Here is a 21,138-nt window from a genome sequence, read left to right as displayed (position 1 = left end):
GTCACTTATCCAGACCTCTTTAGGATTATCCATTTACCACCTTCTGTTCACTGCCATCGTTTAGGATGTTTGTCAGTGGTTCACCGAAAAGTTCTGCTGCCCGGTTTCTGGTAATTTTTTCCTCAGCCTGTGCTCTCAGGATTAATAGTTCCATATGTGACGGCCTTTCGCCTGGGAATGGCCGGCCCGGCTCTTTTTTATTCCATCCTTTCTTTGAAAATTCTCTGTAATACCTGACTGCAACTTTGTCAGGAATTATTTCCAGATCGGCGGCACGATGCACAAGAGCCTTCATGCTGATGCCATATTTATGCTTCAGGCGGTAGAGTTCGTTTATATCAATTGATTTTCTCTTCTCCCGGAGTTCATATTTTATCATCTCTTCCGGAATCAGAAATGCTCCGGCAAATCTGTGTGCCGCTTTTTCCTCATCAATTTCCGGGTTTAAATCAAGAATTATGTGGCCAAGTTCGTGCGCAAGGTTGAACCTCTGTCTGTCTCCGGGAATGTTTTTTGCAACCGCTATTACGGGCTGACTGTTATGCCGGAAAGTAAGTGCATCAAATCTGCTGTCTGCATCAATAAGTCCGACTTTTATTCCGTGCATCTCAAAACTGTCAATTAAATTATCTATTGGATCTAACCCCAGATTCCAGTGTTTTCTGATTTTAACGGCGATATTTTCAATATCTGCAAGAGTATCTGCGTGGCAGTTCTTCTTATCCGGGAGATCAATCTCAATTTTCTCATCACTGATATGCTCTATTTCCAGATATCTCTCAAGCCAGTCAACAGTTTTTGCATGGATAATGTCCTGTTCTTTTTTTCCAAGGCTTTTTCTGCAGCGGTAGTTTGGTTCCAGTAATTTAACTTTATTCTGCCTGAAAAAGAAGTCCGGACTTTTACTGGTGCTGTTAGCAATCCTGATCAGCATTCCGGAATCCGGTACAATCTCACCCTTTTCATATTTTGAGACCGCAGTCTGTGATACACCTATTATCTCTCCCATTGCCCTGAGGCTAAGCCCTTTGCCTTTACGGGCTGCATGTATTCTCTCGCCTATCTGATTCATCATAACCACCTTGCCTTTTGGTTTACAAGCTTGGGTTTATCATATAATTTGTAAACTAATAAGAGTTATGTGTGACTTAAAAGCATCCTTTGGTTATTCAATGGTTTTTTCTAAGAAAATTGTCCTGTTAATCCGGATGTTTTTGGGCGGTGATATTCTCTTACTATGTGCTCTCTTCAGACCATTCTATGAGCTTTTTCCGGAGTTCTTCTTTTGACGGGAGGTACAGCTGGTAGCGTGATGCATATACATTTCCGTCTTCCGGAAGTGTGAGCTTTACAAGTGCATCATTTTTGGTTTTGCAAAGAATTATTCCGACTGTTGGCTTTTCATCGTCCAGTTTTACATGCCTGTCATAGTAATTGACATACATCTGCATCTGTCCGAGGTTTTCATGCGATAGTTTTCCTATTTTCAGATCTATTAGGACATAACACCTAAGCAGTCTGTTATAGAATACCAGATCGACATAATAATTTTCAGAGTCAAATGTGAATCTTTTCTGGCGTGCTTCAAATAAAAATCCTTTTCCAAGTTCAAGCAGGAAATTCTCTAATTTGTCTATTATTGCGGATTCAAGTTCGCTTTCGGAATATCTTTCTCTCTCATCAAGTCCGAGAAATTCGAGAACGAATGGATCTTTAATCAGATCTTCGGGTTTTTGAATGATCTGGCCGTTTTGTGATAGCTCTAAAACTCCCGTTTTATCTCTGCTCAGAACAAGTCTTTCGTATAGGCCGGAGTTGAACTGACGCTTTAATTCTGCAAGCGACCAGTTGTTATCTCCGGATTCTATTTCATAGAATCTGCGTTAATCTCTGTTATTTATTCCCATCAGGAATACATAGTGAGACCAGCTAAGATTTGGTAATCTTAATTGCCCAGACAGTGTCTGGGCGATTGCTACAGGACTTCTTAAATAATCAGATTCCCCGGACGCTTTCTGGGAAATTTCAGTGAATTCATTTTTGTATTCTACAAAAAATCTGCGCATATATTCAAGATTGCTTTTTGAAAATCCCCTTCCAAATTCTTCAGTTAGACTTTTTGAAAGCTGAATATGGGTATTTTTCCATATTCTGCATTTATTTTTCCGGACTGCTCATTTTCAATGATAAGTCTTCCAATCTCAAAGTTTGTGATCACCTGAAGGATGTTTATATTTTGTGCCGCGGTTCTTCTGGCCGTTATTATCAGATTACGGACTTCGTCTAAAAGTGGAAGTTCTACACCCCCTTTCTCTTCATGGACTAATCTGTTTTTAGATGCTGAATTCATCATCTCTTTTGTGCTTTTATAATTATCCTCATTCATCCCTGCTGTTTCCTCTCATGAATTTTAATTCTGATAATGTATTGTTAAAACATCGTCTTAAAAGAACATTTTGATTTTGAGAGATAAATTTTTTTGATCTATTTCCCAATCCTGAAACTGAGAGGCACTGTCTGAAAATCCAGTGATGACTGAAAATCCTTAAACATAAATTACCTTTTCAGCTTATTTAAGCTGAGATAGTATATTTCAAATATCCCTTTCACTGAAAAATCCAACGTTGCCGTGTCACTGCCGGGTAATTTTTACCCATTTTTTCCTCAGCTTTTCGCATTCTTCATATGGCAGTCGTCCGCCGGCTTTTATGATTTTTTCAAGCGATTTTAGTGCTTTTTGTGAGGATATGCAACCGGCGATGACGAACTCATCAAGAATCCATAATATTCCATGAACATTAACTCCGTTTCTCTGTGCAGTTTTCCGGAGCAGGTTATCTCCGGTAATCAATACAAAGCCTTATTTTTTGCGTGGTAATAGACTGAAATATCGGTTATGGAAAGCCCGGGATGTGAGTTTTTGAGATATTTGATGGCTTTTTGGATATGACATATCCCGGCGATAAATTTCCCGGACTGAATGAGGATGAATTATACAGGTCCAAAATTTAAAATGGTAAGAAATATCCGTGTTTGATTGAAGGAAGTTGAGATACCGGCAAGCTTTTAGTGATAAATATGGATATATGTCAAAGGATCTAATCAAACAATTATTATATGGGAGTATTATTAATGATGTCAAAGAAATTATTGATGGTGGTGTTGTGTTTTACAGCAGTAATTCTTGCCATAGTTGGAATGACAGCTGCCTTCTTTTTTGGGCAAGGAATAGGTGGTTTTGGGACAGATAATCCAAAAAATCAGGAACTTGTCTGTGAGGTAGTCGGTTACACTGATGCAGTTGAAGCAAGACTCAGTGCAGATGACCCTCTTCCGGATTATATCACGGAAAAATATGGGGAAATTCGCGTACCTCCGGATGTAAAAACCTATGATCTTGCAGAGTTCAGGGATTTTGGGCTTAATCAGGATAATTCCACTTCACTAATCACAAGAATATATGATACAGAGTATGATTTAAATTATAACTTTATTGACAGCAGCATTAACAAAAAAAATATGAGTGCGGATACATATTCTGCCATAATCTATTATATCAATGACTCTGAGAGTGCAGTGGCACTTCTTGCCGAAGGCACGGATCTCAGTAAAAAAGATGAAAATGGCCTCAGTTTTTTCATCCTCAATATCAATTTTCAGTCTGAGTCTGGTGATAATTATGGCATATACATAAAACCAGTTCAGGCAACCGAATCTGCTGTGAAAAGTAAGAGTCCGCTATATATTATCTATTCATCAAAAGACATTGATCACAATTATATGCCGCCGCTCCCGGCAATTTAAATGAGGTAATGTTATGGAAATAAAAAGTGAAGTTACAGTTCTTCTGGCACTTGCAGTGGTTCTGTTAATTCTGATTTTTGTCCCATCAGGATATTCAGGTGAAATTGTGACCGCAGATGATCGTGGAACAGAATATTCTGCTGGTAATTCTGAAGAATCCGGTGTTTTGGCCAGTCTGGCGGGCATTGCCGGAGAAGATGCTGCAAAAACCGCTGTTATTAATTTTCTGGCTAATTCATCTGTGATTTTAAAATATGAAGGCACTGGTGAATCTTATTATGGAGACTATTATAAATTCTCAACGGATGGTGGAGAGAGGTATTATGTTAATTCGGAAACTCTGGAGATTACCCTTGCACATTTTCCGGTTAACTGGAGTGAGACTCTTGATGTCAGGATAGAACCTGAGGACGCAGAGGATATTGCCCGTGACTATATCGCAGAAAAGACATCTGCATCAAATGCAGAAAAACTTGAAATTACCGAATCAAAGCTCCTTGATCACGGGGCTTACAAAGAATACTCGATAACGTTTAATGAAATAAAAGACAGAGTTTACCTCCCAAATTCGGCATTAATCTCACTAAATCCTTCAACGGGAGAGATTATTACTTATATGGCAATAAGCGGGGAGACTGAGGTTTCACTTGTTCCGGAGATCAGTGAAGATGAGGCTCTTGAGATTGCAAAAGATCAGTTTGACGGAATTGTTGTGACTGAATCGGATGCACGGCTTATTGTCGACTGTCCGGCCGGAACAGAGCAGAAACTTCTCTGGCGGGTCGATATTAAAGGAAAACCAAAGAATTACATCTCTGTGGGTGGGATAGTTCTCATTGATGCAGTGACAGGGGAAGTTATTCTGAAAGATCCTTACCTTTGATAATTCTCTTTCAGGACATTATATTCAGATTTCATCAGGTAAATATTAGAGATAATAAGTCCTTCCTCTAATATCATCCACCAATAAATAAAACACCTCATCAGATTCCTTTCTTGTGTCAATCTCTTTGGGAATGTATTACAACAATAACTTCAACAGGTATGATGAAGCTCTGGAAAGTGCGGATAAAGCTATTGAAATCAATCCCGAATATGGTCTCGCATGGCTTTTGAAAGGATATGTCCTGCTCAACATTGCCAATATCAGCGAAGCGGAGTTTTCATTTGAAAATGCAATTTCATAAAGCCCGGAACTAAAAGAATACGTCCCTGATGCTGAGAATTACAGTTTCGGAGGCTCGGATTCATTCTGCCTGTTTTATTCGGTTTCAGACTGAAGTACCATTATTTTTTTACAATGGGAAAATAGATCGCGCAATTATACAATTAATTCAATTGTCTGAAAGAACAGTTCAAGGACATAGTGAGAGAATATATAAATGACTGTACTCAATTTTTAACCGGAGTATATGCTTATATGAAAAAATTACAGAAAGCTTTACTTGCGCTTTTAATTGTAGTGGTTATCCTGGCATCGGGACTGATGCTCTTTTTGCACCTGCTCTCAGGCGATCTCGGAGGATCCATGTCGCTTGCAAAAGTGTCAAAAGAGAACCTGGCTCATTACGAAATTGTAGAGATAACAGATGATGATTTCAACAAATACCCTTCCTTAAGAGAGCTTTTTGAAAACATCAACGGCGACGGGGGGGAGTTTATAAGCCATGCATCTGTCCGGGGAAGAGCGACAGACGAGATTATGTCAAAATACTCTGTTGAAACCGACGGCCAGGGCAAACACATAAGAAAGGCCCTTTTTTGGAACGGGGATTATTACTGTATTCTTATGGCCAGATCATGAAAGGGGCTGATAAAAAACTGATTGCTGCCGGAATTTTTTCGGCACTGATAATTCTGGTTGTAACCTGCTTTATAATAAATTCCGGGGGAGATATGCCGGAAGTTCCGCTTGTTGATTTTACAGGTGCAACTACGCTTGTACATTCACAGAAGAACGGCACGGAGCTTAATATACAGGGCACCATTGAAAACTGCGACCTCGTGATCCTTGATATAGAAATGATCAGAAATCAGCTTTTTTCAGGTGAAAATATTCCTGTAAAAATAGAAGGAGAGCCGTATCTTATGGTTCTTAAAGGTTTTACAATAAAAAATCCCCGCGAAGTTTTGGGGATATATTCCTACACCGGATATCTTGAGGGTTTTTCTGAAAGCGAGATAGTTCTGACAGCAGGCGAGCATTCGGTTGTAGCATCTGTTCGGGCATTCGGTGAGGAGTATATCGTGGACAGCGCCTCGTACACCGATAAAAATGGAAACTATTACCACTACGAATACAGGACAGGTGATGTAAGAGTAGAAGGCGAACCTCTCCCTCCTGTACAGGATTATCTTGCCCATGCAGACGATGCTTGAGGAGAGCCATAAATACTGTATGATAAAGATTAATGTGTTAATATCTGATCTGATTTTAATTCAAAAAAAGCATAATATTCATGTGGGGTTTAAATCGTGAAATATCCGGGAAAATTGATATGTCTGTGTCTGGTGCTTCTTCTTGTAACAGCCTCTTTTATTGCAGGATGCACGGAAAGCGGGCAGAAAAACCCTGACGCAGGCGAACTAAAAAATAAGTATCTTGAAAATGCAGGCAAAATTGAGGATTATCAGTCTGAATATCACTCAAAAAAAGACGGCCTTATTTTCTTCGACTGGAAAAAACCTTCAGAATACCGTATGGAATACCGGGACAGCACAAAAAATGCTCCCGGAACACTTCTTCTGATGAATAAAACAACAGCAGTACGCTATGATGCCGAAGAGAACACATACAGGATCATGCCTGAGATAGCATATCTTCCCCGGCATGATTACCAGAATATGATCCGGAGAGCTGTCAGGGATGAGAAATTCACCATAACTGATACAGTGCAGGCTGACGAGCGTATGCTGTATAATATAGAGATCCTGACCGAACCCTGGTCAGACAAATACACTGATTATATCAGCTCAAAGATCTGCGCCCAGATAGATCCACAGTCAGGGCTTGCATGGAATATCACCACATATTACCCGTCAGATACGTTAAACGATATCATAGAGTACAAAAAAATCGAAGTGAATACAGGCATACCTGAAGAGAGATTCTCGTTCTCTCCTCCATCCGGTTCAGGACTTGGGTGTGAAAGTAAAAGTCCTCTGTCTTGTGCGGCTGGAAAAAATGACTCTGATAGAGACTGCACAGAAGATCTGCTGACACAGCCTATAGGCGGTTTTAGCGGGAACAGATTCTTAATTGCCCTCTACAACTATGACAGGGCAGAAAGGATAAGTGATCCTGACCCTTCAGGCTCTGTAAACTACACATTCTACTCCAGAAACATGGAGCCCGGAATCGTGAAATATGAAATATGCCGTGTTGCAGGACTTTATGAGGCCACTCCTCTCCCCCTGCCCCGAAATTTTACCGTTGCCGTTGAGCCTCGTGAATTTGCGGCAGAGCCCGGGAAGATATATACATCTGAGGTGACAGTTCACCTTCAGCCTGAATCTGAAATTGACAACCTGTGGCTTTACCTGCACGCCGATGTCGAAGGTGCGCCTGGTGCAGTAACCGATGACTGGGTAAGGGTGTCAGCTGATGACGGGACTCCTATGAGTGGTGCAGGACTCTGGCATTTCTACCAGGGCAAAGGCGAATACTGTCAGGATCTCCTGGTAGTTTCACAGGGAGAAAGCGGACATGCACAGTTTCACATCAGTACAGGCGAGCTTGACACTGGTACAGTGACAATGAAGCTTAAAACAGTGCCCTGCAGCCTGGATCATGGGCCTGTTGGTGAGGATGAACGCCCCCCGTGGCCTGAGGGGATAGATGTGTCGGTAAAGCCTGAAAGATTTACAGCCAGAAGTTTTGCTGATTATTACATTGATATGATATTTTCAGTTGATTCTACGGTTAAACCCGGGGATTACTGCTTCAGTGTACAGCTGAGGACACCTACGGGAGGTTTTGATTATTCAGCATTCACGCTCAGGGTTATCAGGGGTGAAAAATAAAAAAATCCCGGTCATTATTTTAAATTGCACTACATAGAATTAATCAACATTTCCGAATAATTACTGTAAAATTTATAATTGTACTAAAATTTATGTTTTAACTGAAATTCCAAGATCATTCATTACATTATATATTGGAGAAAAGCATGAGTAGCTTCCTTTTCCCCCAGTGTATGCTGGAGATATGAACTCTGTGGTTAGTATCTTTGTAATATACTGGCCCTCCACTATCTCCGCTACTACTGGAATAACTTGCATACGGTTGTAAATGTCACTGCCGGATAATTTTCATCCATTTTTTCCTCAGTTTTTCGCATTCTTCATGTGGTGGTCGTCCCCCGGAATTTATGATTTTGTCAGGCGATTTTAGTGCTTTTTGTGAGGATATGCAACCGGCGATGACAAGAATTTTTGGATTTAATCTGAAAGCAATTGAATGCAGGAATAGCCTGTGCTTTGGATAGCTAAAAAGGCAATCTTGTTATGCTACAATGTAACATATTTTAAAAATAACTTTTATTGTACCATAAGTTTTTAATGAATTAAATCATATTTGATCATAATGGCTCTGCTTACCAAGATTCAGGTTCTGGAGATCCTGAATGACTGGAATTACTGGCAAAAAGGTCCTGAGGCGTTTGATGAATATCTGGACCGGCCAAAATATCAGGATAAAATTAAACTTTTTCGTGATTCCGGTGAGATAATTGTACTTTCAGGTATCAGGAGAAGCGGGAAGTCAACACTACTTAAGCTGGAGATAAAGGCCCTCTCTGAAATTGTGGATAGGAAATGTCTCTTGTATGTGAATTTTGAGGATTTAAGGCTCTATAACTGTGATAATGAGGATATTTTATCTTTGATATTTGCTACATATCGTGAGAATATAAATCCTGAGGGAGAAGTTTACTTATTTCTGGATGAGGTTCAGAATGTTTCCGGTTGGGAAAAATGGGTCTATACTCTCCATGAATTAAATCAGGCAAAGATCTATGTTACAGGTTCATCATCAAAGATGCTTTCCAGTGATATTGCCACTGCACTGAGCGGCAGGCATCTTAGTATTGAGGTATATCCACTGACATTTGCAGAGTATATCTCTTTTAAAGGTTTAAACTGCGGTAACCTTCTTGACTACACTTCTAAAAAAATTCAGATAAACCGTTTATTTAATGAATATCTGGAGTTTGGCGGGTTTCCAAAGATTGCAACTTTGAGGGCTGAATTAAAGCACGAGGATCTAATCTCATATTTTAATACAATTCTGGTGAAGGATATTGCAGGAAGATATAATTTTGACTACAACAAACTTGAAAATCTCACTTATTACCTGCTCTCAAGTGACACTAAACAGAACAGTATTAACAGTATTTCAAAAGCATTAGGATATAATTACGCTACTGTTGAGAGTTATGTAAATGCACTAAAAGAAGCTTACATGCTCTTTAGTATCCGGAATTATGACTACTCTTTAAAGAAGCAGCTTAAATCCGATAATAAATACTACTCTGTCGATACCGGATTTGTAAATGCAGTCTCATTTAGGTTTTCTGAGAATATGGGGAGGCTTTATGAGAATGTGGTCTTTAATGAACTTAAACGGCGTGGATATGAGATATTTTTCCTGAATCAGAATAATTCAGAGTGTGATTTTATAATTAAGGAGAGGAATGAAATTACGGGAGCCTATCAGGTCTGCTATGATCTGAATAATAACAATCTGCAAAGGGAGGTTGGTGGTGTTGTCATGGCCTGCAAAAATTTCGGGCTTGATAAGGGTTATATCATCACAGAAAGTCGTAGTGAGCTTATGAGTTTTGATGGTATTGATATTGAGGTAATGGCTATTACGCAGTTTCTGCTTTTTTAGGTGTATTGCACAGGCAGGTAAATTTCTGAAATATCAGCAATTTTTAATTTAAATCGGATCATAACTGTCTTTAACCGTAGAATTATCCAGATTTATTGATATATGAGGTCAGAACTTCCAGAGGTGTTTATGAGAGAATCCAGTCGCATTGAATATAAACGGCAGTTAAATGACAACTTTGAAAAAGAGGTCGTTGCCTTTTTAAATTCCCGTGAAGGTGGAGTAATTTATATCGGGATAGAGGATTCCGGAGAGTTGTATGGAGTTTTAGATGTTGATGACGTCCAGCTTAAGATAAAAGACCGGCTTAAAAATAATATTCAGCCGTCAGTTATGGGTCTTTTTGATGTAATCCATGAGGTCAGGGATGATAAGGATATTGTCAGGATAAATATAGCCGGAGGTCCGGAAAAGCCGTATTATCTGAAAAAATACGGCATGACAGGTAAAGGCTGCTTTATGCGTGTCGGTTCTGCATCCGAACCAATGCCGCAGAGGATGATTGATGAGTTTTATTCCGGAAGGACCCGCAGCTCAATTGGAAAGATACGATCCCCCCGTCAGGACCTTACATTTGAACAGTTAAAGATCTATTACCCATTTAGCTAGTTTTTAATACACTACTGCTTAATAAATTGGTCAATTTCTTTTTTAAATCCTTCATTTCCAAAATTACGACATTTTTGTGGAGAATATAAATACATACTGGCAGTGTACATATGCACTGCATTCAATAAATCCTTTTCAGCAGTATATCGAATATTTTAATGAAATAACGAAGTGACGTTAATATTTTCAAAATATTACTGGTAGTAGTGTACACTTTTTTAGCTATTTGGGTCTATTACAATGAGGCCGGCTTTGAACTGAATGACAAATTTGCAGCAAATCTTGAACTTCTGACCAGTTCCGGAGAGTACAATTATGCAGGCTATCTTCTTGCAGACAGCAACGGAAATTCGATAAAAGTTGCAAAATATGCCGGACTGGACAGGGTGGACCTTATTGAAAATAATGAGTACGGCTACTGCTCCCTTGTAAAAGCTGCAAAGTATGTGCTTGATAAACTTGAACTGGAAAACCCAACATTTTCCCGTATAACCTATAAAAAGCGGATTAATAAACGGTTGTGGGACCATGTTGCAGTTCGTGAGGCTATCATCAATGCACTGATTCACAATGACTATTCAAACGGAGTCCCGCCAAAGTTTGAGATATTTGATGACCGTCTGGAGATAACATCTGCCGGAGGAACAATTCTTGGAATTAATGAAGATGAGTTCTTCGATGGTTTTTCCAATCCAAGAAATCAGGAACTGATGCGTATCTTTAAAGACCTGGATATGGTTGAACAGCTTGGTTCAGGTATGCCCCGTATTCTGAAAGCATATCCAAAAGAATGTTTTAGATTTACCCAGAATTTTCTCAGAATAACATTCCCGATGAGTCCGGATGCTATAAAACTGTTAAATGCAGAGGACGAGGCTGCTACGAAAGCAGTTATTACTGATGATGCTTCCGGTTCGGAAAAGAGTTCGGAAAAGAGTTCGGAATATAAAATAGATCACTTAATCGGTTTAATGTCCGAAAATCCCAATATAACAACTTATGAGATTGCTGATGAACTGAATATTTCAACAAGAATGGTTGAAAAATATCTGTCACAGCTAAAAGAAAAGGGAATAATTGTAAGAATCGGAGGCAGAAAAACCGGTCACTGGGAGGTTTTGGAATGAGTAATAAATGGCCGGAAATCTGTATTGTCAATGCCGGCTTTATTTTCTTTAGATGTGCCGGGAAAAAGGCGGTCACGTAAAAAAATCAGATGATCCGGGTGAGATCAGTATCCTGCCTAAATGAGCCTCCAGAAGTATTTTGGAGATATGTTCATCGTCCCACATCACGGCGTTTCCTTTCTCGTATATTGCCGGTTTTTCTGTTATTGAGTGAAGTTTAATTAAATCCATTTTCTTTTCACATATCCTGTATAAATATTTCTCTAAATTTCATTCTAAATCTGTTATGTTGCCGTTATTTCTGGTTTTTCATGTCTTTATGCGTTAAATTTATTTTGTCATTAATATTTGTGCGAATTCTCCTTTGGATCGGTAAATTCCGGGATAATCAGGTAGATTAATCTTTCCTGAAAAGATATACAATGCAATGAGATATTTATCAGGAAATATCTGCCTTGTCTGTTTTCTGGTTTTTGCTCTCTTCGCCTCTGGTTGCATAACCGGAGCAGAAGACCCCGATGAACGGTTTTCTGAATTCATGATTAAAGTAAATGAAACCGGGAAACATTATGATGATATGGTTGGATTGGACCCTGAAAATGCAACTGCATGGTGCTACAGGGGGATGTTTTACAATGATAATTTCAACCGGTACGAAGAAGCAATGGAGAGCTGCAATAAAGCGCTTGAACTAAACCCGGAATACGGGCTTGCCTGGTACCTGAAGGGCATAATCTTCATGAACATGAACAACAGTTCTGCTGCACAGTTATGCTTTGAAAATGCCACTAAATATGATCCGGATCTTAAAGCTGACATTCCTGTAAGCAGTAATTCCGGTTCGGAAACCTCCGGCAGTTTCTATGTTATTGCCGCAGATCCGGGTGAGAGCACCTGATAAATAATAACTGCTTTGCAGGGAAGAATTGATCACTTGATAATATTGAACCCGGTAATTTGGTAATTCTTCCTGTTTCCGGAGAGATTCTATGAGTAATAATAATTCATCTGAAAGGAATTTGCGTATAAAAAAAGCCTACATTGTCATATTTCTGTTTGGCATTGTGGCAATGTTTGGCGATGTCATTTATGAAGGGGCACGCAGTGTTACAGGGCCATATCTGTACATCCTTGGCGGGAGTGCTCTTGTAGTAGGGTTTGTTGCAGGTATCGGGGAGTTCTCCGGATATGCCATGCGTCTTTTATCCGGATTTGTTGCTGACAGTACCAGGCATTACTGGGCACTGGTATTCCTCGGTTACGGCATGCTGATTGCCGTTCCTATTCTTGCCTTTGCCGGTTCATGGGAGATTGCCGCAATTCTCTTTATCTTTGAAAGAATGGGAAAGGGAATTCGTGCACCGGCAAAAGATGCAATACTCTCAAATATTACCGTAGATGTCGGACGAGGGTGGGGATTTGGAATTCATGAAGCACTCGATCAGATCGGTGCCGTTTTGGGTCCCCTGATATTTGCGGCTGCATTTATCTTCAGGGGAGATTACCGGAGCGGATTTGCCCTGCTCATAATTCCTTTCATACTTATGATTATGACACTTATTCTTGTTCGGGCCAGGCTGCCGGAACCGGTTGAATTTGAACTGGATTCCGGTGCTGAAAATAAGAACCCGTCAATTAAGGCACTTATTCCTTATGGTATATTTACGGCTCTGACAATCGGCGGTTTTGTCGCATTTCCTTTAATTGCTTTTCATATGAGCTCAACAGGTGTTGTGCCGGATGCAGAGATTCCTCTGTTTTATGCAATTGCAATGGGGGTTGATGCGGTTGTGGCACTTGCTGTCGGAAGATTATATGATAAAAAAGGCCTGATTGCCATGATTGGAATGCCGGTTATTGGAATAATCATTCCCTTTGCGGCTTTTAGTTCCAGTTATACAGCTATTATAATATCAGCTGTTCTATGGGGTGCGGTGATGGGAATTCAGGAGACTGTTCTGAGAGCAGCAGTTGCCGACTATACACATATCTCCAGGAGGGGGACTGCATATGGTATTTTTAACACAGTATATGGTTTTTCATGGCTCATTGGGAGTATAATCATCGGGTGGGCGTATTCGGCATCAGTAGAGATTTTGATTTCATATGTTGTTATAATGCAGCTTTTATCCCTTCCTGTTTTTGTATGGGCCAAAAGAGGGATGGAGAAGAGCAGAATGTCAGGAATAAATGAATAATCCGGGTATTGATTCTGTGTGTTCTTTATATTTCCGGGTGCAGGGAATAATCAGATTAGCTTTTTTTGTTTCTTATCCTATATCATATAATTATTTAAGATAATCATTTTGTGAAAGTACCATGTCATTTTACTGCCAGCAGTGCGGGGAGTGCTGCTCATGCCTCGGCCTTGTTCTGACAATTATTGAGCAGACCGGAGAATATGAATTCAGAATAAAGAATGAATACACAAACGAGGAGCACTATGTGACTGTTGATGAGGACAAGAGGCATCTCTTTCCAGACAGAAGCATATTTGACAAAGAACCTTACGCCTGCCCTTTTCTCAGGGAAGACCCGGAGAACAACCGTGTCTGCTGCACAGTCCATGCAACAAGGACAGATATGTGCAAAAGCTACTCCTGCTGGAGGATTCTGATACTTGACAAAAACGGAAACCGGGCCGGCAGGGTGATGGAAAACCGTTACTTCTCGGCAGAAACCAATGAGCTTGAAAAATTCCGGGAAGAAGAAATTAAAGATATAACAGAACCTGATACAGACAAATGGGACCGGATTATCATTGATAAGCTAAGGAAGGCCGGTTATACCATACATAAATAAACCTTTTATCTGCTTAATTAAATTAATAGGTCCTAAAAAATTGCTCTGGCTGATTATTTTGCCAGACCTGCTATTTTCTGGTCAGTAATTATGCTTCCCGAGGAAATAGACACCAATACAGATCAAACATATTGATACTGCCATGCTTAGCATATCCATGGCATCTCCCATCTCCATAGACAGGATTTTCTGGAAGAAATTGACGATCAGAACCATGATTATAACCTTCAGAATCTTGTTTTTGAGGTCGTCAAGATTTTTCACCTCAAGAATGCTTGTAAATCCACCGCATTTCCTCGCAATATCAAGTTCAGATATAAACAGCTCATATGTACCAAAACTGAATATCAGCAGTACGAGCCCTATCAGGTAAAAGTCAATCGCACCTATAAGTCCGACGAGGATATATTCATGGCTGACATGGCCGGAAGTGATCGAAACGCTTTCAATAATTATGTCAAGTATCTCTTTTGACCCTATTACAAAGAGCACAATTGCACTGAGTGCGCTGAATATCACCCCTAAAATTACAACATACCTGAGGCTCCAGAGGAATTTTTCAAAGATATTTTCAACTGAACTCTGCTCTTTTTTATCTGATATTTTATCTCCGGTATTTTCACTCATATTAAATCCTTGTTTCAGATCAACTCTGGATCTTAATTATCAGTCTTTATGGATAATAAAAATTCACCCTGCCGGAATAAAATCTGCAAATGCTCCTATGAAACAGTGCACTGTTTCATTCATTATCTGTGAACCGGCTGGTTCATGAATGACTTCTTTGGTTTAAGAAATTCTTTCTCGAGAAAAATTTTGCAGATCCGGTTCCCTGTTATATTTAATTCAGATATTTTCCTGTTCTGTTTTTCCGTCTGAACTGATCTTCTTCAGAATCCAGGCCATATTCTTTCCAAGTTCCTGCATGGTTAAAAGCCCTTCCTCGTCCTTCAGTACATCCCCTTCATCAAGCCCGATTCCAAGGTTCCAGTATGAAGATCCGACAGTGAACATACTGCTTATCCCGAAGAAGTGGTTTATTGTATCATAGGCGTGCACAGCCCCTGCCCTCCTGACAGCAACTACGGCAGCGCCCACTTTTCTCCTGTAAAGCCCTCCGTTCGCCGTGCCGACAAAACCGGCCCTGTCAATAAGTGCCTTTGTCTCTGCCGTCACGTCGGCAAAATATGTGGGTGATCCGATAATTATACCGTCTGCATCAATCATCTTTTCGATACATTTATTGACAAAATCGTCATCAAAGACACATCGGCAGTCCTGGTTCTCAAAGCATTTCATACAGGCCGTGCATCCGTGAAATTTCTTTCCGGCAATGTGCACGATTTCAGTCTCTATCCCTTCATCATTAAGGATCTTTTCAACCTCTTTTAGCAAAATCCCGGTATTGCCCTTCCTTCTCGGACTTCCGTTAAACATTACAACCTTCATAATTAACCCTCTCTTTTTTATTTTAATTAATAATATATCTACAATGTCCCGTATATTCACTCTTTTTTCTCTGCAATAAAGAATACATATCCGTATTCACCACTGAATTTCCTGAATATTTCTATTTCGGTTAATGTGAAGTCAAGTATCTCTTCTTCCTCTCTGCTGTGTTTTCCTTCCTTAAGTTTCATCACTTTCTTCTCAAGCGGAATGTAGTAATTCTCCAGCCATGCAGAATCCGGCAGCCTGAATTTCTTTATATTTGTAAATCCGGCTGATTCAAGAATCCGGCAGATCTCAGCTTCATTTTTCATACCCGGATATTCTGTCAGCCAAAACTCCTCGGCTTCATCTGATCTTTTATCCGTGAGCCATACAGCCTCAGAGAATGCAATTTTACCTCCTTTTCTGATGAGACTTTTCCATTTACTGATTGCCTCCTCAACTCCGAGTATAAAGATTGACCCTTCAGCCCAAAGGAGGTCAAAAGTCTCTTTATCAAAGTCCAGTTCCTCCATTGAGGTGCGAATTGTATTTATTCTCTTTTCAAAGCCCTCCTTCTCAGCTCTTTTTTTCAGTTCATCAAGGAAAGGCTGATAAATATCAATGGCAGTAATCGTGCATTTACTGCACAGTTTTGCAAGGGCAATGGTCTGCATGCCGCTCCCGGAGCCAATGTCGAGAATTTCAGGATTTTCCGGAAGAGGTTTTGCGAGTGCAAAAGCTTTTGCCGTGCACCTGTCATCTCCCGGACCCTGCCGGGGCAGGCCTTCAAATATGCTGAAGAAAAATGAATCATCCATATCTGTACAGATGGAATACTCATAATAATATTTTTGTGGTCGGAAATCCGGTTTTTTGCATAATGGTGACAATAGCGATCCAGTGTAAGTTTTTGGGGACTGATCTAAAATTTCTCAGCAGAGGAAGAAAACCAATATTTTAGTGCTGCGCCAATATATGTATCAATAGTTTTTCTCCGGTGGCGGGCAAGTATGAAATTCGGTACATTAAATGATCTTGATACACTCAAAGGAACGGCACTTCTCCGTGTGGACTTCAATTCTCCAATAGATCCGGCCTCCGGCCTGATTCTTGATGATAAAAGGTTCAGAGAGCATTCCCCGACTGTAAAGGCACTTGAGGATGCAAAATGTGTAATTCTCGCACACCAGAGCAGACCTGGCAAAAAGGATTTTACAACCCTGAATGCCCATGCTGAAAAGCTTGGGAAGCTGATCGGCAGGAATGTGGAGTATATTGATGACATATTCGGCCGGTGCGCAAGAGATATTGTAAACCAAATGAAGGCCGGAGATGTTCTCATGCTTGAAAATATCAGGTTCAGTGCTGAAGAGAACCTCAAACTCTCAGGCCCGGAGGCCGCACAGACTCATCTTGTAAGGCGCCTCTCTGCGATGGGTGACTATTTTGTAAATGATGCGTTTGGGACTGCGCACAGGTCGCAGCCCTCAATTGTCGGACTTCCGTTTGCGATGAAGTCTGTTGCCGGAACTCTGATGGAGAAAGAAGTTAAGACTCTTTCAAGAGTATTTACAGATGCGCCATCTCCTGTAACCTTCGTCCTTGGCGGGACAAAGGTGGATGACTCACTCGATGTCGCGAAAAATGTCCTTGATTCAGGAATTGCTGATCAGGTCATGGCTGTCGGCGTTGTTGCAAATGTCTTCTTATTTGCAAAAGGGATTAATGTCGGAGATCCCGCAATGGATCTTATACGAAAACTCGGTTATACATCAGAGATTGAGAAGGCGAAGGAGATACTCTCTGCACATGGAGATAAGGTCATAATCCCGGATAATGTGGCAGTCCGGGAAGACGGTGCAAGAGTCGAATATCCGGTAAACCGTCTCCCCGGAGATCTGCCGGTTCTTGATCTCGGCATAGATTCACTTGCGGAGTTTACCGGAATTATAAAAGAATCCGGCACCGTTGTATTCAACGGCCCTGCCGGAGTTTTTGAGGAGGAGATCTTCTCAACCGGAACTTTTGAACTGCTGAGGGCATCTGCCGAGGCGGAGTTTTCGGTTGTCGGCGGGGGCCATACCGCGGTTGTTGTTGAATCGCTTGGAATAAATGATAAATTCAGTCATATCTCAACCGGAGGCGGGGCCTGTATTGAGTTTTTAACCGGAAAAAAACTGCCTGCGGTTGCTGCCCTTGAGGAGTCCTGGCAGATATTCGGGAATAAGGCCTGACTATAATTTAAGTCCGAATATATATTTTTGTATTCTCTATTTTAATACGCTCTCTTTTTATTGACTGTCGGCATAACGCCGGGTTGTGTTTGTCCTATATATTCTACATTTATTTATTGAACTAAATTTATATGTGTTCTGTTCTCAATATTTCTGCTGAAGCCAGAATTTACATTTCAATAACTAATGGCAGTATTTTGTGAATAATTCCTTTTTATGGGCTGATTGACGGCTTAGATATTATTTTTGATGGTGGAATATGAAATTTGAAGGGCTCAGAGAGTTACTTGATGCGGATGAGATGGCTGAGATAAAACTTGAAACGCTTGCGTATCAGTATAACGAGAGATTAAAGGAACAGGCTCTTGTAAACGGAATATCTGCCATACTTTTTGACAGAAACCTTGAACGGGAATCTATTCTCAGAAAAGTGGTTGATATGATCCCGCCGGGATGGCAGTATCCTGAAATTACGGTTGCAAGATTCCGGTATAAGGATATTGATATCAAAAGTCCGGGCTACAGGGAAACACCCTGGATACAGAGTGTTGAATTTACCGACTCTGACGGTATATCCGGGACTCTTGATGTACTGTATCTTGAAGAGAGGGCTGAAGATTATGAAGGGCCTTTTTTAAAAGAGGAGAGAAACCTCATTAATGTAATCGGGAGTCTTCTTCCGGCATCAATGAACATTTTCAATCAAAAGGATGCCAATGCACGTGTAATTGAGGATATCCTGTATATCAGCAATAATATCAGGTCGGGGGACATCAGGGGAAGAATTGATACTTCGTGGCATAAAGGCGAACTGAAAGAGGTAGTCTCCGGAATCAATGATGTTCTTGATGAGTACGGGTTTTTCTTTAAAGAACTTATGAAGGTATTCAATAGTTATTCTGAGTGTGATTTCAGTGTGGTCATGGACCGGGGGAATAAATTTCGTGGAGATTTTCTGCTGCTTAAAAACAGTGTTAACAAAGCCGGAGAAGAGATTGGCAGGGCAGTCAATGAGATCGGAAGAATATCCCGTGAATTTGAGAGAAATAATTTTCTGGCAAGAGTAGATGAAAATCTTGAATTTAAGGGAGATATGCTTCATATTAAGAACAGCCTCAACATTGTCGGGGAGTCCTTCTCGGGAGTTGTCACTGATGTCTCTGAATCTGTCTCAAAGATTGATTCAAACTGCTCTGAGGTGAGCAGAGGGGCAGATGATGTCTATAAAACCTCTGAGAAGGTGGCTTCATCATGTTCCGGTGCTGCTGAACTTACAGGTAAACTGTATGGGAGAATTGAGGATATCAACAGCAGGATATCTGACCTGTCAGCATCAAACGAAGAGATCGCCTCAACTTCAAATGAGGTATATAAAAAGACAAGTCTCGTTGTTGAAACCGGCAGGAGGGCACAGACCGCAGGTGATCTCTCCAGAGATAAAATGAATAGTGTTGGAGCTATATCAAAGGAGAGTGTAAATGGGATTAATTCACTTTCTGAGCAGATTAAGGAAGTATCAGATGTCATCAGGCTGATAAATGATATCACAGGTCAGATCAATCTTCTTGCTCTCAATGCAGCTATTGAGGCTGCAAGGGCCGGTGAACACGGGAGGGGTTTTGCAGTAGTTGCCGGGGAGGTGAAAAACCTCGCCGCTGAAGCGAGGGCTGCAACCGATAATATCGAAAAAGTAGTCTCGGTTGTTCAGTCTTCGGGTGAGAAGACGGTATCGTTAATCAAAAAGGCCAATGAAGAGATATATGATAGTATTGATTGTGTGAATGAGGCGATTGACGGACTGAATAATATAATCCGGAGTGCCGGGGAGGTGAATGGCGACATTAGCAATATTGTGCGTGCGATTGAGGATCAGGCAGATATTGCAAATAATATTGTAAGGGATACTGATGAGGGGACATCTATTACAAAAGAAGTAAATGATGTTATGGATGAACTGGCAACCCTTGCAGAGGAGACCAGTGCTTCAATTGAGGAGATTGGGAGTGCAATTCATGAAGTGAAGGATCTGACCGGATTTCTGAATAAAAGCATGGAGAGATATATTGTCTGAGTGATGCCGGGCTGGGGTTCCAGTGGATATTATTCCGAAGCCCTGCATGGAGAGATATATTGTCTGAGTGATGCTGCGGGAGATCATACGGTTACTCAGGTATAACCTGAAGGTTAGAACAGTTAATCCGGAGTATATAATTCATTTATTTAATATAAATTCAGATTGTTGATCCTGAATAACTATACTGGTGATATAATATGATCTGTAAAACCGGCTTAACCGGGAGGTACTGCACTAAGAAAAAGGAAGAAATTACTCATGGTGCGGCGCCCGGAAAATCATGCCGGTCTGCCTCATGCCTCCCCGGCAGTGAGACACTGGTATCTGAAAAAGGAAGTCTCTGCGGGTGTGAAGAGGCTGAAATACTTGATATTCAGCCTTCAGATGAGATCACAATGATGGAGGATATGCTCACACTTGCAGGAATTGAGGGCCGGGATGCCGCTACACTGAGGGCGCATTTTAATAAAGCCTCCGGAAATCTTAAATCCGGAAACAGCAGGGGTTTTGAGGCGGAGGCTGAACTCTTTTATCTGGAGTTTGACCGCCTGTACAATGATGAGACTGAATGCCTCTTTCACTGTTACTGACTCATGAAATTATCCTCCGGGGAAATTATTTTAAATAATGTATTACTATTGTATTAATCATATGTTTTCCAGAAAAATCTTTCACTATGACTTTAAGACTGTCCTCGAAGATGAGCTGAAGAGAACAGGAATGTCAATAAAGGATCTCTCTGAGAAGGCAGGCATCCCTTCTGCAACAATATATAAGATCACATCAGGAGAGCGTGATCCGAGATTCTCAACTATTAAGGCGATATGTGCAGCATTTGAACCGTCGGGCGGGGAGTTTGTGGCAGTTATCGGTGCAAAATTTCTCCTTGATGATATTGAGACGAAAAGCATCAGTGCTGCAGGAAAGGAGTACAGGATAAAGGGTTATCCGTCATATTCACTGGAAGAGTGCATTGTATCTGCCGTTAAAGCTGAAAAAGACGGTGCAGGCGGGATTGTCTGTGCCCCGGTCCTCGCCTCTCTTGTTGAGAGGATAGTTGATATTCCGGTTGTGATTATGAAACCCGGAAACAAGGCGATGACTGATTCGATAAAGTCGCTTGAAAAAAGGCTTGAGTGATTTTAGGCATTTTTCAGGCTG

The 21,138-nt window shown here is 40.8% G+C and carries 26 protein-coding genes; 16 read left to right on the top strand and 10 right to left on the bottom strand.

Annotation, left to right across the window (positions count from 1 at the left end; genetic code table 11):
• Positions 1-25: 25 nt before the first annotated feature.
• The 5 genes from METLIM_RS05250 to METLIM_RS05240 form a co-directional block, all read right to left on the bottom strand.
• Complete coding sequence (locus METLIM_RS05250) at positions 26-1,075, bottom strand: helix-turn-helix domain-containing protein (protein WP_245543591.1); 1,050 nt, start codon at positions 1,073-1,075, stop codon at positions 26-28.
• A 160-nt stretch (positions 1,076-1,235) separates the two neighbouring features.
• Positions 1,236-1,718: a PDDEXK nuclease domain-containing protein gene (locus METLIM_RS17145; RefSeq protein ID WP_245543624.1), complete on the bottom strand. Its 483-nt coding sequence runs from the start codon at positions 1,716-1,718 to the stop codon at positions 1,236-1,238.
• Positions 1,719-1,883: 165 nt separating this feature from the next.
• Positions 1,884-2,132: a DUF1016 N-terminal domain-containing protein gene (locus tag METLIM_RS17655; RefSeq protein WP_394295891.1), complete on the bottom strand. Its 249-nt coding sequence runs from the start codon at positions 2,130-2,132 to the stop codon at positions 1,884-1,886.
• Entirely contained in the window at positions 2,111-2,386 is a 276-nt protein-coding gene (locus METLIM_RS17135; protein ID WP_217178003.1) for a hypothetical protein, read from the bottom strand. The genes METLIM_RS17655 and METLIM_RS17135 overlap by 22 nt, the downstream gene beginning before the upstream one ends.
• Positions 2,387-2,632: 246 nt before the next feature.
• The gene (locus METLIM_RS05240; RefSeq protein ID WP_052300881.1) at positions 2,633-2,851 is read right to left on the bottom strand and encodes a hypothetical protein; all 219 of its coding nucleotides are present in this window, start codon (positions 2,849-2,851) and stop codon (positions 2,633-2,635) included.
• Between the two features lie 281 nt (positions 2,852-3,132).
• Here METLIM_RS05240 and METLIM_RS05235 point away from each other — a divergent pair, with 281 nt between their 5' ends.
• The 6 genes from METLIM_RS05235 to METLIM_RS05215 all read left to right on the top strand — a co-directional run bounded on the left by METLIM_RS05235 (position 3,133) and on the right by METLIM_RS05215 (position 7,827).
• Positions 3,133-3,804 carry a hypothetical protein gene (locus METLIM_RS05235; protein WP_004076880.1) on the top strand — a complete coding sequence of 224 codons (672 nt, stop codon included), beginning with the start codon at positions 3,133-3,135 and terminating at the stop codon, positions 3,802-3,804.
• Between the two features lie 13 nt (positions 3,805-3,817).
• Positions 3,818-4,687 (top strand): PepSY domain-containing protein, encoded by an 870-nt coding sequence (locus tag METLIM_RS05230; RefSeq protein WP_004076879.1) that lies wholly within the window; start codon positions 3,818-3,820, stop codon positions 4,685-4,687.
• Positions 4,688-4,802: 115 nt separating this feature from the next.
• Positions 4,803-4,991: a tetratricopeptide repeat protein gene (locus METLIM_RS16005; RefSeq protein ID WP_245543590.1), complete on the top strand. Its 189-nt coding sequence runs from the start codon at positions 4,803-4,805 to the stop codon at positions 4,989-4,991.
• 233 nt (positions 4,992-5,224) lie between these two features.
• On the top strand, positions 5,225-5,608 hold the full coding sequence (locus tag METLIM_RS05225) for a hypothetical protein (RefSeq protein ID WP_004076877.1): 384 nt from the start codon (positions 5,225-5,227) through the stop codon (positions 5,606-5,608).
• Entirely contained in the window at positions 5,605-6,183 is a 579-nt protein-coding gene (locus METLIM_RS05220) for a hypothetical protein (protein ID WP_004076876.1), read from the top strand. The genes METLIM_RS05225 and METLIM_RS05220 overlap by 4 nt, the downstream gene beginning before the upstream one ends.
• 114 nt (positions 6,184-6,297) lie before the next feature.
• Positions 6,298-7,827 carry a LolA family protein gene (locus METLIM_RS05215; RefSeq protein ID WP_157202232.1) on the top strand — a complete coding sequence of 510 codons (1,530 nt, stop codon included), beginning with the start codon at positions 6,298-6,300 and terminating at the stop codon, positions 7,825-7,827.
• Positions 7,828-7,917: 90 nt separating this feature from the next.
• Here the strand turns inward: METLIM_RS05215 and METLIM_RS16490 are convergent, their stop codons facing one another.
• The gene (locus METLIM_RS16490; protein WP_157202231.1) at positions 7,918-8,085 is read right to left on the bottom strand and encodes a hypothetical protein; all 168 of its coding nucleotides are present in this window, start codon (positions 8,083-8,085) and stop codon (positions 7,918-7,920) included.
• A 304-nt stretch (positions 8,086-8,389) separates the two neighbouring features.
• Here METLIM_RS16490 and METLIM_RS05210 point away from each other — a divergent pair, with 304 nt between their 5' ends.
• The 3 genes from METLIM_RS05210 (at position 8,390) to METLIM_RS05200 (ending at position 11,433) form a co-directional block, all read left to right on the top strand.
• The gene (locus METLIM_RS05210; protein ID WP_004076874.1) at positions 8,390-9,697 is read left to right on the top strand and encodes an ATP-binding protein; all 1,308 of its coding nucleotides are present in this window, start codon (positions 8,390-8,392) and stop codon (positions 9,695-9,697) included.
• A gap of 129 nt (positions 9,698-9,826) precedes the next feature.
• Positions 9,827-10,306, top strand: a complete 480-nt coding sequence (locus METLIM_RS05205) for an AlbA family DNA-binding domain-containing protein (protein ID WP_083824981.1) — start codon at positions 9,827-9,829, stop codon at positions 10,304-10,306.
• A 206-nt stretch (positions 10,307-10,512) separates the two neighbouring features.
• Positions 10,513-11,433, top strand: a complete 921-nt coding sequence (locus METLIM_RS05200) for an ATP-binding protein (protein ID WP_052300879.1) — start codon at positions 10,513-10,515, stop codon at positions 11,431-11,433.
• Between the two features lie 72 nt (positions 11,434-11,505).
• Here METLIM_RS05200 and METLIM_RS16485 read toward each other — a convergent pair whose 3' ends face one another.
• Entirely contained in the window at positions 11,506-11,664 is a 159-nt protein-coding gene (locus METLIM_RS16485; protein WP_157202230.1) for a hypothetical protein, read from the bottom strand.
• 196 nt (positions 11,665-11,860) lie between these two features.
• On the opposite strand from METLIM_RS16485, the gene METLIM_RS05190 reads away from it, so the two are divergent.
• From METLIM_RS05190 to METLIM_RS05180, 3 genes are all read left to right on the top strand, one after another.
• A complete protein-coding gene (locus METLIM_RS05190; protein ID WP_004076873.1) occupies positions 11,861-12,331 on the top strand; it encodes a tetratricopeptide repeat protein in 471 nt (156 codons plus the stop codon).
• Between the two features lie 91 nt (positions 12,332-12,422).
• The gene (locus METLIM_RS05185; RefSeq protein WP_004076872.1) at positions 12,423-13,631 is read left to right on the top strand and encodes an MFS transporter; all 1,209 of its coding nucleotides are present in this window, start codon (positions 12,423-12,425) and stop codon (positions 13,629-13,631) included.
• Positions 13,632-13,752: 121 nt separating this feature from the next.
• The gene (locus METLIM_RS05180) at positions 13,753-14,235 is read left to right on the top strand and encodes a YkgJ family cysteine cluster protein (RefSeq protein ID WP_004076871.1); all 483 of its coding nucleotides are present in this window, start codon (positions 13,753-13,755) and stop codon (positions 14,233-14,235) included.
• A gap of 81 nt (positions 14,236-14,316) precedes the next feature.
• Here METLIM_RS05180 and METLIM_RS05175 read toward each other — a convergent pair whose 3' ends face one another.
• From METLIM_RS05175 to METLIM_RS05165, 3 genes are all read right to left on the bottom strand, one after another.
• The gene (locus METLIM_RS05175) at positions 14,317-14,862 is read right to left on the bottom strand and encodes a YqhA family protein (RefSeq protein WP_004076870.1); all 546 of its coding nucleotides are present in this window, start codon (positions 14,860-14,862) and stop codon (positions 14,317-14,319) included.
• A 219-nt stretch (positions 14,863-15,081) separates the two neighbouring features.
• Positions 15,082-15,684 (bottom strand): flavodoxin family protein, encoded by a 603-nt coding sequence (locus METLIM_RS05170; RefSeq protein WP_004076869.1) that lies wholly within the window; start codon positions 15,682-15,684, stop codon positions 15,082-15,084.
• Between the two features lie 56 nt (positions 15,685-15,740).
• Positions 15,741-16,487, bottom strand: a complete 747-nt coding sequence (locus tag METLIM_RS05165) for a class I SAM-dependent methyltransferase (protein WP_004076868.1) — start codon at positions 16,485-16,487, stop codon at positions 15,741-15,743.
• A gap of 192 nt (positions 16,488-16,679) precedes the next feature.
• On the opposite strand from METLIM_RS05165, the gene METLIM_RS05160 reads away from it, so the two are divergent.
• The 4 genes from METLIM_RS05160 to METLIM_RS05145 all read left to right on the top strand — a co-directional run bounded on the left by METLIM_RS05160 (position 16,680) and on the right by METLIM_RS05145 (position 21,117).
• Positions 16,680-17,903: a phosphoglycerate kinase gene (locus METLIM_RS05160; RefSeq protein ID WP_004076867.1), complete on the top strand. Its 1,224-nt coding sequence runs from the start codon at positions 16,680-16,682 to the stop codon at positions 17,901-17,903.
• Between the two features lie 259 nt (positions 17,904-18,162).
• Positions 18,163-19,974, top strand: coding sequence for a methyl-accepting chemotaxis protein (locus METLIM_RS05155; RefSeq protein ID WP_004076866.1), 1,812 nt, complete (start codon positions 18,163-18,165; stop codon positions 19,972-19,974).
• A 200-nt stretch (positions 19,975-20,174) separates the two neighbouring features.
• Entirely contained in the window at positions 20,175-20,567 is a 393-nt protein-coding gene (locus METLIM_RS05150) for a hypothetical protein (protein ID WP_004076865.1), read from the top strand.
• Between the two features lie 61 nt (positions 20,568-20,628).
• A complete protein-coding gene (locus tag METLIM_RS05145; protein WP_004076864.1) occupies positions 20,629-21,117 on the top strand; it encodes a helix-turn-helix domain-containing protein in 489 nt (162 codons plus the stop codon).
• Positions 21,118-21,138 lie beyond the last annotated feature (21 nt).

The organism is Methanoplanus limicola DSM 2279, from assembly GCF_000243255.1.
GTDB classification, from domain to species: Archaea; Halobacteriota; Methanomicrobia; order Methanomicrobiales; family Methanomicrobiaceae; genus Methanoplanus; species Methanoplanus limicola.
This window is presented reverse-complemented; position numbering and strand designations above follow the sequence as displayed.